Raw genomic sequence first — 13,001 nt, forward strand, 5'->3', positions numbered from 1 at the left:
CTATTTCCAGCTAACCGCTATGCCACGAGCCGCGATTTTGTACTAATAACATCACGGACGAAGCCGCCAAAACCATGAATAATATTTTTTGTTTCCTGCCCAAGTCCTTGATGCACGCTCATAAAATGAATAAAGCCGTGCGGTGCGCCCAGCACAGTATGGGTCTCAACAGGGACTTTATAACTCTTTAGCTGCTTGGCATAAGCAAATGCCTCATCACGCAATACATCGAGTTCAGCGGCGACGATATAGGTGGGACATACTTTGCTATTATCACCAAGCATTGGCGAATTGAGTATATGTATGCGTGGCAATGGACTATTATCAAGACAAGCGGCATCAAATACTGCCACATCAGCGTGATCCAATAGCAGGCCTTCACCATACAGCTCCCAACTCGGATAATCTGTCTCGATATCAGTCACAGGATACAAAGGCATCTGTGCTAGCGGCGCAGGTAGCTTCTTTAATAGATCAAACATTTTCTGACCATCTGCGCCTAAATCTAACCAAGCGTTTTCGTTTGGTGCGGTGAGTTGCTGTGCAATCAAGGTAGAAAGGCCACCACCTGCGCTATCGCCTGCAAGAACGATGCGTGACGGTAAGGCACCTAAGGTATGGCAATGCTCAGCCAACCAAGCATAAGCGGTGATACAGTCTTTTAACGCAGCGGGTGCAGGACACTCAGGAGCCAAGCGATAATCCACACTGACCACAGGCCAACCAGTCTGCTCACAGACTGCGTGACAGAACTCGTGATGTGTATCGACATTACCGATACAAAACCCACCACCATGAAAAAACAACATGGCTGTTTGGTCAGTGTTATGAGCACGTCTTTTTTTAGCGCCAATACTTTTGGTACCTGCCTGATAGCAGCGAATGGTCATATCGCCATCATCCGCGTTGGCTATGGTTTTATCTTCCCAATTGACAGGTGTTTCACCCTTTTTGATAAAAGGTTTGATGTTACTTAGCATACTGCCACCTGCTTGGTGCCATACGCTTGGTGCTTGCATCGCCACCGCATCCGCAGCAAACCTTTCACGGAGTTCATGCATGGGCGTCAGCTCTAATGGCGTCTTAAGATGACTATTCACCGCAAGGATCAGGCGCAAATGAGCATTGGCGTGCAGATATTGTTTTGAGTGAGGCCCTTTTAAGTAACCAATCAAACCTTCTAATACTGGTGTTGGTAGATAGCCAAGACCTTTCATCGCATAGTGCAGAGTGTGTGGTTGGCAATGTGCCATTGGGTTATAACTGAGCATTTTTTCTTTCACGCTCAAACGCTTTTTTTGTACACCGTTGTCTTTCACTTCACCAACCATCTCACCGTTCGACGCCAAATGCAGCGCCATCAATGTTTTGTTCAATAAGGTATTGATTGATGATACTGTTGAATTAGACATAATATCTCTCATAACTGTTTTTGGGTGTTTACTGTTACATCAGCGTACACTTTAAGATAAGGAATAATATTTGTAGCAATAATAAGGCAGTAGTGCGTAAAGCAGGGTGTTATTTGGTAATGGCGTGGGTAGCAACGGTAACCTATTTAGAGTAATTGACGGTTTTTTGTACGTTTTGTTAACGTATATTGAGACCAGTTGACACAGCCCAGAAATGCTGAGTACTTGTTTTAAAGAAAGATCTAACCATATTTGTCGTAAATGCGAAAAATTCCTTTACTTTAGGCTTGAAATTTATACTTACTACCTTTATCAAGCAGCTATTAGAGCATATTAATAAAAAAAATGAGTGATAACCGTTAAGTATCTGATAAAGGCATGATACAGCCAGCGATTGGCTGATTTATTGTGTCTTATCTCAATTATTATTGACATTCCAAGGAGATATCATGAGCGAGCAAAATACCAACCAAGAAAACTTTGATCAAACAGTGGCACATGACAATGTTGATCACAAAGACAGCATCTTAGAAGAAACCATGAACGAGTTTGATCCACAGAACAACTCAGGTGAAGAAGCCACTATCGAAAACGAGATCGATCTTGATACGTTCAAAGCGCGTATCGCTGAGTTAGAAGGTGAAGTGAAGCAAGCCAAAGAAAGCACTGCTCGCGCCAACGCCGAAGCTTACAACGCACAAAAGCGCGCCGAGCAAGAAGCGGATAAGAGCAAAAAATTTGCACTACAGAAATTTGCAAAAGAGCTACTCGATATCGTCGATAACTTAGAGCGCGCTATCGAAAACGCAGACGCGAATGACCCAGTCGCTGAAGGGGTGCAATTAACTCACAAAGCATTGGTCTCTGTACTTACACGTCACGGCGTAGAAGTGGTCGATCCAGAAGGTGAGAAATTCAACGCTGATTTCCATGAAGCAGTGGGTATCGATCCAGAAGCAGAAGCTGACACCGTCGGTACAGTCCTACAAAAAGGCTATAGCTTAAACGGTCGTCTACTACGTCCAGCCATGGTACGTGTTGGTCAATAATATTTTTGGGGCTAAACCCTACTAATATGAAGGTTTTTCACAAAAAATCACATGAAAGACTGTTTTTGCTTGATTATCGCCTTGAAAAATACAACAAGCAAACCGATATATAGCAACAAGTGACCGACTACGGTCTGGATAAATAAGTATTTATAGTTAAAAATAAATTAGGAGCAATTGATTATGGGTAAAGTAATTGGTATTGATTTAGGTACGACTAACTCGTGTGTAGCAGTAATGGAAGGTGACAAGGTTAAAGTCATTGAAAATGCTGAAGGTACGCGTACCACACCATCAATCGTCGCTTATAAAGATGACGAAACATTGGTTGGTCAGTCAGCTAAGCGTCAAGCGGTCACCAATCCAAGCAACACTTTGTTTGCGATTAAGCGTTTGATCGGTCGTCGTTTTGATGACAAAGTCGTGCAAAAAGATATCGGCATGGTACCTTACAAAATCGCTAAAGCAGACAACGGCGATGCGTGGGTAGAAATCAACGGTAAAAAGCTTGCGCCACCACAGGTTTCTGCTGAAATCTTGAAAAAAATGAAAAAAACAGCAGAAGACTATCTTGGTGAGAGCGTGACTGAGGCAGTTGTAACCGTACCTGCTTACTTCAATGACTCACAGCGTCAAGCAACCAAAGATGCGGGTAAAATTGCAGGTCTTGATGTAAAACGTATCATCAACGAGCCAACTGCTGCGGCACTTGCTTACGGTATGGACAAAAAGCAAGGCGATAGCACCGTTGCTGTATATGACTTGGGCGGTGGTACTTTTGATATCTCAATCATTGAGATTGCAGATGTAGACGGCGAGCAACAGTTTGAAGTACTAGCGACCAACGGTGATACGTTCCTAGGTGGTGAGGACTTTGACTCAGCGTTGATCGATTATTTGGTAGATGAGTTCAAAAAAGAGCAAGACGTTAACCTAAAAGGTGACTCTCTTGCGATGCAACGTCTAAAAGAAGCAGCTGAAAAAGCGAAGATTGAGCTATCAAGTGCACAAAGCACTGAAGTGAACTTGCCTTATATTACTGCTGACAGCAGTGGTCCTAAGCACTTGGTCATCACTATCAGCCGCTCTAAGCTTGAAAGCCTAACCGAAGATCTAGTACAGCGCACCATGGACCCTTGTAAAACTGCCCTTGAAGATGCTGGCCTAAAAATTGGCGATATCAACGATGTAATCTTGGTTGGTGGTCAGACTCGTATGCCACTTGTACAACAAAAAGTACAAGAGTTCTTTGGTCAAGAGCCACGTAAAGACGTGAACCCTGATGAAGCTGTGGCAGCTGGTGCGGCAATCCAAGGTGCGGTATTGTCTGGTGATAAAACTGACGTATTGCTACTTGATGTAACGCCATTGACGCTAGGTATCGAAACGATGGGCGGTGTTATGACGCCAGTTATCGAGAAAAACACCATGATTCCTACCAAGAAATCACAGGTATTCTCAACCGCTGAAGACAACCAGCCAGCAGTAACGATTCAGGTATATCAAGGTGAGCGTAAAATCGCCAACCAAAACAAACTGCTTGGTCGTTTTGACTTGACGGATATCCCACCAGCACCACGTGGCTTACCACAAATCGAAGTGTCTTTTGACATCAACGCTGATGGTATCATGAACATCTCAGCAACCGATAAAGGTACTGGTAAAGCACAAAGCATCCAGATCAAGGCGGATTCTGGCTTGTCGGACGAAGAAGTCGAGCAAATGGTACGTGATGCAGAGGCTAATGCTGCTGAAGATGAGAAGTTCGCTAACTTAGCGCAAGTTCGTAACGAAGCAGATGGTCGTATCCATGCCGTACAAAAAGCGCTGAAAGAAGCAGAAGATAAAGTCACTGATGAAGAAAAATCAACAGTAGAGTCTGCGATCACTGAGCTTGAAGCGGCGGCGAAAGAAGATGACCATGACGAAATCAAAGCCAAGCTTGAAGCGCTAGACAATGCATTCTTGCCAGTTAGCCAGAAGATTTATGCTGACAGCGGCGCAGGTAGCGAGGGTATGGATCCAAGCCAGTTCCAACAAGGTGCTGACGCTACTGGTAGCAACCAAGCGGATGACGATGTCGTTGATGCTGAGTTTACTGAAGTAGACGAAGACAAAAAGTAAGCAATTACTTGATGTTCAAGGCTGATTTAATCGTTAATTAGATTAAATTAGCTAGATCAAAAAAACGCATCTTTCGAGATGCGTTTTTTTATGCCTGATATTTAAGTATATATTTTCAAGCGTGCCATTATGGTAAATGCGCATCAACGATTAGTACGTCATAAGTCAGATACACGCAAGGTTGACCGTCCTCATCTATGCCCGAAAATTGCTGCCAATAATCGCGCTCGAATGCTTGCAAGCGGGTTTTGGTCCAGACAAAAGGTTGTGTGTTAGACGTTTGCTTACCAATCGTTTGCGTTTGCTTGCCACAGGTTTGATTGCTATCTATTTGATTGGTCGATACACCTGTCATCTTCATATGCTTGAGCACATCATAAGGTTTGGCAAACGGTACGTCAAAGCGCTGCACTGATAGCTTAATGTGTTGAAATCCTGCTTGATCTAGCGCTGATTGCCATTCACTAATATCTGGGTAGTGCAGACCTTGCCCTGTTAGGGTTTTTATTTGCAAGAAATTATCTGGGGTAAAGGTGCTTAGTAATAATTGTCCATTAGGTTTTAGCCGTGAGGCTGACTGTGCAATGAAATGCAGTGGGTTATCGAACCACTGAATCGCATTGGCACTGATGACTAAGCTATGCTCACCGCCTAAATCCATGGTTTCCGCATCGCCAATAAGGATTTGTGCTTGTGGCAACAATTCCTGTAAACGCGCGGCTTGTTGCTCACATAACTCGTTGATAGACCATCGCTCACTTTGTACATGTTTTGCTAGTAGCTGCGTTAGTTGTCCCGTGCCTGCACCGACCTCAAGCACACTGTCTTGATTGGTATTATCGATAGCCATTAATAAGTGCTGACAAACCTGCTGCTGAATATAAGCATGTTTATCGTACTGACTGGCTTGAGAAAAATTCCGCGCAATGGTCTGCTTGCGGGCACTGAGCTTAGAGATAGCAGGATGGTGTTCCATAATCGTTCTTTCGCATAAAAGTTTATAATGAGCATCAAAAACTGCTGCCGTCATATGGATAATTGCATGATTAGGCGCTCGCACTCAGCATGGGTAATGGCTGCGTTTAGTACCAAGCGAATACGTGACGTATTAGTAGGAACGGTCGGTGGCCTGATAGGCAGCGCATAAAATCCAGCGTCTTGGAGTTGTTTTGCCTTTGTCATCGTACGAGCATTATCACCTAAAATATAAGGCACAATGGGTGACTCGTAAATAGGATCTTTTGCTGCCGATGCCACGCGATATTCAGGGCTAATGGCTTGGCTCAGTTGTAATGAAATCTGCGCCAAATGCTGTCGCCGCGTCTGTAGCTGTGGCATTTTTGCCAAAATAAACCGTGTCCAAGCATGATTGATTGGTGGCAACGCGGTACTAAAAATCAGCGGACGCATCTGATTGATGAGCCATGATTTCACCACCTCATCACATAGAATATAAGCGCCAACCGAGGCAAACGCTTTACCAAACGTACCCACTAGGTAGTCCATCTCAGTGAGCGTATCTGTTTCTTCGGCTAACCCTAATCCTTGCGCGCCAAGGACACCGACGGCATGGGCTTCATCGACATACAGCTCAATACGACTGTCAGTGGCTTTTAGCTTAACTAAAGCGGGTAGATCAGCACGATCCCCGTCCATGCTAAAAATACTTTCGGTGACGATGATGATACGCTCCACATCCTCCTCAACCTGCGCGAGCATAGTAGCCAAATGCGCATAATCATTGTGTCGATAGCGGCGATACAGACAGCGTTTGCTTTCGCTGAGTTTAATACCATCAATCATACTGGCATGTACCAGCTTGTCTGCCAAAATAACCGTCTTTACTGGTAGTGCAGTCAATGCAGGTAAGATCCCGATATTGGCGTGGTAGCCACTATTTAATACCAACGCAGATTTCGTCGCGGTTTGATTTATTCCAGCTGCGGTTTCATACCATGCTTGTAGCTCATACTCTAACGCCTGTAGCTGTGTATCATTGCCAGTTAATAGACGCGATGATGTTGCGCTCATTTTGGGCAAACAGTCCATTGATTGCTGAATAAATTCAAAAAACTCACGCTGCAACTCAGCATCACTGCCCAAACCTAGATAATCGTTGCTAGCAATATTTAATAGGGTATGGTCATCAGCGATTACATACCGTCCGTGGTGTTCGATATCTGGTAATTTGCGATACTGCTGTTTGTCTTTGAGTTGTAAGAGCGCAGTTTGTAGCTGCGCGTCGATAAAAGCTGACATGCAGAGCCGTCCTTTTTCTTTATTCGTCAGTATATGCGGAACACAATGAGTAGGGATTATTGCACAAAAACGGGATGTGTAACAAAAAGTTTCATATATCAGCCTTTGTAACCCGAGCACTGACAAATGCTTTCAAATCTTAACTCTCATACCATTAAACACTGACAGAGTGTCTGAAATAGTTTGTTACTATGTACCCATCGTTAGCAAACAAGGCGATACGGCCAAATGGTCAATACAACTAAATAACTTGTTTGTCCAAATTTACTTGAAGGAGCTAATAATGAAAACTCTACAAAAAACTATACTTGCACTAGCAACTGGTTCTTTACTTACTGTAGGTGCAAACGCCGCTGTTAACTATGGTAACGGCTATACAGGCCAACCTTATGTTGGTGCTAAGATTGGTCAATTTGACAATGATGTAGACGGTGATGATCCAACTGCTTATGGTGTATATGCTGGTTACAACTTTGATCCTAACTTTGGTATGGAAGTTGAATATGTTGGTTCAGATGATGCTGACCTAGATAACAATGCTGGCGACTATGATACCAAAACTTATGGTGCGTACGGTACTTATCGTTATATGTTCCCAAATACTGCACTATATGCCAAAGGTAAACTTGGTGTTGCCAAAACAGAATTAGAAGCTGATTTTGATAACGGTAACAATGACTCAGTCAGTGATACTGGCATTGCTGGTGGTATCGGTCTTGGTTACGCAGTGAATCCTAACTTCAATGTCGAAACAGAATATGCCATGATGGATAGTGATGCAGATACTAAGCTGCTTACTGTAGGCGCTAACTTGAAATTCTAAGATAAAATTATGTAGTCATACATAGTTGAACATAAAGAACGACCATTATATATGGTCGTTTTTTTTGTGCCAATTTTAATATTCACCATGCTTGTTTTATTGAAACAACGCACCATAAATAATAATAGGTAATTGATTTTTAAGATAATATAAGCTACAAAACTGTGCTACATTGGAAGGTGAGCAGAGACAGGAGTAGACAGCAATGATTGAGACTATCTGGATGATTGAACCTTGGCATTGGCTGGTGTTGGGCTTTTCCTTGATGATTGCTGAGATTTTTATTCCAACCTTTGCCAGTCTTTGGTTCGGTGCGGCTGCGGTGATCGTTGCTGCCTTAGCATGGTTGCTGCCCATTCCACTATTATTTCAGGTATTGATCTGGCTTACGCTATCGGTTTTATTTATGTTCGCTTGGGTCAAATACATCAAGCCGTTGTCCATGAGCCGTAAAAAGGCTGCGCAACATAGTAATTTAATTATTGGTGAAACGGGCATGATCGTCGTCAAACCACAAAAAGGTATTTCAGGTACGGTGCGCTTTAATGTGCCCATTTGGGGTGCAGATGAGTGGCCATGCCGCACAGCAGGCGTGAAAGTCGAGGCGGGAGATCGTGTGGTGGTTATAAAGGTGGTCGGCGATGAGCTAATCGTTGCGCCCTCGCAGCGCCTCCAAGCACCTAAAAGTATGCACCCCAATATCACCCCGACGATCAACAGTGAAGTACCTGCAAGTAGCCAAATGCCGACCAAACAATCTAAAGCGAGTAGACTAAGCTTGCACAAACCTGATCTCAAAGAGACAGGCACTAGCAAATAACGCGTTATGACATTCCAAAAGTTTTTGGATCAAGACAAAAAAGGACATAAATCACGTCGCTGGCAAATAAAGCAAGGGTCAAGGAGAATGAGATGAACAGTATCTTGAGTAGTTTAAATGGTGTCGGTATCGTGATGCTGGTATTAATAGCATTGGTGATTTTTACCGTTTTTAAAGGCGTTTGTATTGTCCCGCAAGGATACAAGTGGGTCGTGCAGCGGCTGGGTAAGTATCAGCAAACGCTGGAGCCAGGATTTAGCATTATCATTCCTTTTGTGGATAGAGTTGCTTATAAAGTCACCACAAAGGACATCGTATTAGACATCCCGTCACAAGAGGTTATCACCCGTGATAACGTCGTGATCATCGCCAATGCCGTGGCTTATATCAACATCTTGCGTCCAGACAAAGCGGTCTACGGTATTGAAGATTATGAACATGGTATCCGCAATTTGGTACAAACCTCCTTGCGCTCGATCATCGGCGAGATGGATTTGGATAATGCCTTATCGAGTCGTGATGAGATTAAAGCCTTGCTCAAACAGGCGATCTCAGAAGACATCGCCGATTGGGGTATTACGCTTAAAACCGTAGAGATTCAAGACATTAACCCCTCGCAAACTATGCAAGCCTCTATGGAAGAGCAGGCCGCGGCAGAGCGTCTACGCCGGGCTACCGTAACGCGCGCGGATGGTCAAAAGCAAGCGGCTATCTTAGAAGCTGATGGTCGTCTGGAAGCCTCGCGCCGTGATGCTGAAGCGCAAGTGGTACTAGCTAAAGGTTCTGAGGAGTCTATTCGCTTGATTACTGCCGCGATGGGTGATGAAGAGATGCCCATTGTCTACTTACTTGGCGAGCAGTACATCAAGTCTATTCGTCAACTAGCGGAGTCTGACAATTCAAAAATGGTGGTGTTGCCAGCCGATATCTTGAGCACTGTTAAAGGGATGGTAGGCGATAAATTAAAGCTGTAAATATTTCAAAAAATATCTAAAAAAGACCTCGTTTGAGGTCTTTTTAATGGCTAATAATTGGCTGCCAAATCGTTATGTCAGATAACTTTTGAGAAGCGGTTTTTGTGTTTTTTTTCTAAATATTCATCAAATACCATGGCAACATTGCGACCAAGCAAGCGGCCCCTAGGTAAGACGCGAATGCCAGCAGCATCCATATCAATCAGTCTATCTGCTTGCATCTCTCCCAGCTGTTGAATCTCATTGATGAAGTAGGTAATCGCATCGATACCGAATTTTTGATTCACATCTTTAAAATCAAGATAGTCGTGGCAGAGCAGGTTCATGATGACATATTCACGTAAGCGATCTTTGATGGACGTTTTAATATATTTCACCGCAGGCATGACCATAGGATTGGTTTTGGCAGCATCAATCTTAGCTTGATAGTTTTGCAAATCAGTATCATTTTGCAGGATATAGCGCGTATTGCTATTGGCAATTTGACTGATGGATGAGACACCAAAGCCCAATAAATCACAATCGCCCATGATGGTGTAGCCCTGAAAATTACGATGTAATTTTCCTTCGCGCTGGGCGATCGCTAGCTCATCGTCAGGCTTAGCAAAGTGATCGATACCGATATATTGATAGCCCGCTTCGGTTAGCGTGTTAACGGTGTTGCCGAGCATAGCGAGCTTAGCTGCTGGGCTAGGTAGGTCTTCATCTTTGATCTGACGTTGGGCTTTGAAACGCTCAGGTAGATGCGCATAGTTAAAGACAGACAGACGATCTGGTGACATTTCAATGATACGTTGTACCGTTTTGTCTAACGTGTCAGGCGTTTGATGCGGCAAACCATAAATCAGATCGATATTGATGGAGTGAAAACCAAGCCCTCGCGCCTCTGTTAATACATTCTCAATAAGCTCTACTGAGTGCACACGATTGACCGCGATTTGTACCGTTTCATCTAAGTCTTGCACGCCTAAGCTGATACGATTAAAACCAAGGTTTCGTAATATCTTTAGCGTATTATCACTCAGCTCACGCGGGTCGATTTCGATAGAGTAGTCGCCTTCATTTTCTGGCAAAAACTCAAACTGCGTCTGCAAAAACTCCCACAGCTTAACCATCTCTTCATCGCGCAAAAATGTTGGCGTACCACCGCCCAAATGCAGCTGCTTGACCAAGGGCTTATCGCTACCTTCTGGTACAGACAGCAAGCGGCGTTTAAGGGCAATCTCAGCCATTAAATACTGCAGATAATCACCAGAGTCGCTATTTTTTTTGGTAATAATCTTATTGCAGGCGCAGTAATAGCAAAGGTGACGGCAAAACGGAATGTGAAAGTATAAAGACAACGGCGCGCGTGACTCACGATTCTGCAAGATTTTCGTCTCAAGACCAACTGCCTCAAAACCATTTACTCCAATATTCTCAGGTATCGGCGTGAACTCTAGAGCAGTTGGATAAGAGGTATAACGTAGTCCTGAACGATTGTACTTATTGATGATGGCTTCATCGAATGCTGGTAGCTGCTTACTAGTAATACTACCGCGGGTACTGGCATAAGGGTTGTCTGGTTGCATAACAGGACGCGTGGTCGACGGCGGCGCTTCCGCATCATTGTAGGGCTGCGGGTTAGTTTGTGCTGAATAATCTGTCATGCGGTATTCCTCGTTTTGACCCATAGTGGCTATAGCGTCGCTTTTTTGTGCTGCCAGATGATAACGTTTGCAGTAACAGCTTGGCTATTATAGCAACTGTCTTAAAATATGGTCATTATTATACCAAATCCCTACTTTTAGTAGGATATATCGTGATGGTTTTTAGCATTAATATTGACGGCTTTGGTTTGAGATGATTGTTTTAATGTCCTACCTATATTTTTTATAAAACACGACATTTGCACGCTGATAAATAATACTTTATCATCGATTAATCTCTAATATTAGGAAACGCTGATGTCGTTTGCTCAAGTCTATACTCGCTCAGTCGTCGGCCTGCACGCCCCCAAGGTCATCATTGAGGTACATCTATCACAAGGACTACCTGCATTGACCATTGTTGGTCTACCAGAAGCCGCTGTACGCGAGAGTAAAGACAGGGTACGCTCTGCCATTCTTAATTCAGGTTTTCAGTTTCCTAATCGGCGTCTAACGATTAATTTAGCACCCGCTGATTTACCTAAAGATGGCGCGCGTCTTGACTTGCCGATAGCCATTGGTATATTGGCGGCAAGCGGACAACTTGAGCCAGAAGTATTATCAGGGTTTGAGTTTATTGGCGAGTTGGCACTCAACGGTGAGCTGCGTCAGGTGACCGGTAGCTTGGCTGTCGCTCGCGCGATTAAGGCAGAAGGATTGGCATCAACGTTGTCGAAAACGTTGTCAAAGGCGAGTGACTCTGTAAAAAATGAGCAACATGTTACCTTACAGAGCGCACCACAATTAATCGTACCGATTGACAATGGTCGTGAGGCTAGCCGTGTGGATGGCGTGACGATATTGGCAGCGAAGAGTCTAAAAGCAGTATGTAACCACTTGCAGTCACTGGCGGATCCAAGCGGATCTTATGACTGCTTGGAGGTGGTAACGCCCAGTCCAGCACCGCAGCATGTAGGCTATCAAGTGGATTTAGCCGATGTCAAAGGACAGCACCATGCCCGCCGCGCGCTAGAGATAGCAGCAGCTGGCGGTCATTCGTTATTGTTTACAGGGCCACCGGGTTCTGGCAAAACGCTCATGGCCTCACGTTTGCCGACGATATTGCCTGATCTCAGTGATGAGGATGCACTCGAGGTAGCTAGTACGTATTCAGTGGCAGACAGTGATTACGATTACGGCACACGTCCCTTTAGGCAAGTGCATCACACCATATCAGCCGTGGCGTTGGTTGGCGGCGGCTCACGGCCCAAACCGGGCGAGATTACGCTTGCTAATAAAGGGGTGTTATTCCTTGATGAGTTACCAGAGTTTGATCGGAGCGTGCTTGAAGTATTACGCCAGCCGTTAGAAGCCAAACAAATCACTATTAGCCGTGCTAACTCGCAAATGACCTTTCCAGCCAACTTTCAATTAGTCGCTGCGATGAATCCGTGCCCGTGTGGTTATGATGGCGATACCTCAGGGCGCTGCCGCTGTCGACCTGAGCAAATCAAACGCTATCAAGACAAACTCTCAGGGCCACTATTAGATCGTATTGATTTGCATATTACCGTACCAGCATTGCCGATTGCTGATTTGCAAAGCGCGCAGGCAGGAGAAACATCCAAACAAGTACGCGAGCGAGTAGCAGCCGCGCATCAGCATCAATTAAAACGACAACAAAAAGTCAATAATGAGCTAAGCCCGAGCGAAATCGATGAATATATCAAATTAGGCGACAGCGAAAAACAACTATTGCAACTTGCTCAGCAGCGCTTGAATTTATCCGCACGCGGCTACCATCGAGTGTTACGAGTCGCGCGTACTATCGCGGACTTGGCCAACAGTACAGATATTAACAGCGCCCATGTGTCAGAGGCGCTCAGCTATCGTAGTAAGGAGTAGTCTTCGT

The 13,001-nt window shown here is 44.5% G+C and carries 10 protein-coding genes; 6 read left to right on the forward strand and 4 right to left on the reverse strand.

Features of this window, described 5'->3' with window-relative positions; genetic code table 11:
- Positions 1-17: 17 nt before the first annotated feature.
- Positions 18-1,412 (reverse strand): alpha/beta hydrolase, encoded by a 1,395-nt coding sequence (locus PSBA01_RS06220; protein ID WP_186475347.1) that lies wholly within the window; start codon positions 1,410-1,412, stop codon positions 18-20.
- A gap of 449 nt (positions 1,413-1,861) precedes the next feature.
- Between PSBA01_RS06220 and grpE the strand changes: the two genes are divergently transcribed.
- Together grpE and dnaK are read left to right on the forward strand one after the other, a co-directional pair.
- Positions 1,862-2,461, forward strand: coding sequence for a nucleotide exchange factor GrpE (grpE, locus tag PSBA01_RS06225; RefSeq protein WP_186475348.1), 600 nt, complete (start codon positions 1,862-1,864; stop codon positions 2,459-2,461).
- A 183-nt stretch (positions 2,462-2,644) separates the two neighbouring features.
- Positions 2,645-4,585, forward strand: a complete 1,941-nt coding sequence (dnaK, locus tag PSBA01_RS06230; protein ID WP_071002680.1) for a molecular chaperone DnaK — start codon at positions 2,645-2,647, stop codon at positions 4,583-4,585.
- A gap of 127 nt (positions 4,586-4,712) precedes the next feature.
- Here the strand turns inward: dnaK and PSBA01_RS06235 are convergent, their stop codons facing one another.
- Entirely contained in the window at positions 4,713-5,561 is an 849-nt protein-coding gene (locus PSBA01_RS06235) for a methyltransferase domain-containing protein (protein WP_186475349.1), read from the reverse strand.
- 50 nt (positions 5,562-5,611) lie between these two features.
- On the reverse strand, positions 5,612-6,844 hold the full coding sequence (locus PSBA01_RS06240) for an 8-amino-7-oxononanoate synthase (protein WP_186475350.1): 1,233 nt from the start codon (positions 6,842-6,844) through the stop codon (positions 5,612-5,614).
- Positions 6,845-7,127: 283 nt separating this feature from the next.
- Here PSBA01_RS06240 and PSBA01_RS06245 point away from each other — a divergent pair, with 283 nt between their 5' ends.
- From PSBA01_RS06245 to PSBA01_RS06255, 3 genes are all read left to right on the forward strand, one after another.
- Positions 7,128-7,667, forward strand: a complete 540-nt coding sequence (locus tag PSBA01_RS06245) for a porin family protein (RefSeq protein WP_186475351.1) — start codon at positions 7,128-7,130, stop codon at positions 7,665-7,667.
- Positions 7,668-7,872: 205 nt separating this feature from the next.
- On the forward strand, positions 7,873-8,487 hold the full coding sequence (locus PSBA01_RS06250; RefSeq protein ID WP_186475352.1) for an NfeD family protein: 615 nt from the start codon (positions 7,873-7,875) through the stop codon (positions 8,485-8,487).
- A 92-nt stretch (positions 8,488-8,579) separates the two neighbouring features.
- Positions 8,580-9,461: an SPFH domain-containing protein gene (locus PSBA01_RS06255; protein ID WP_186475353.1), complete on the forward strand. Its 882-nt coding sequence runs from the start codon at positions 8,580-8,582 to the stop codon at positions 9,459-9,461.
- Positions 9,462-9,538: 77 nt separating this feature from the next.
- Here the strand turns inward: PSBA01_RS06255 and hemN are convergent, their stop codons facing one another.
- Entirely contained in the window at positions 9,539-11,032 is a 1,494-nt protein-coding gene (gene hemN / locus PSBA01_RS06260; protein WP_416383517.1) for an oxygen-independent coproporphyrinogen III oxidase, read from the reverse strand.
- A gap of 375 nt (positions 11,033-11,407) precedes the next feature.
- Between hemN and PSBA01_RS06265 the strand changes: the two genes are divergently transcribed.
- A complete protein-coding gene (locus PSBA01_RS06265; protein WP_186475355.1) occupies positions 11,408-12,994 on the forward strand; it encodes a YifB family Mg chelatase-like AAA ATPase in 1,587 nt (528 codons plus the stop codon).
- The last annotated feature ends 7 nt before the right edge of the window (positions 12,995-13,001 follow it).

Origin of the sequence: Psychrobacter sp. KCTC 72983, from assembly GCF_014280455.1 — a bacterium.
GTDB classification, from domain to species: Bacteria; Pseudomonadota; Gammaproteobacteria; order Pseudomonadales; family Moraxellaceae; genus Psychrobacter; species Psychrobacter pacificensis.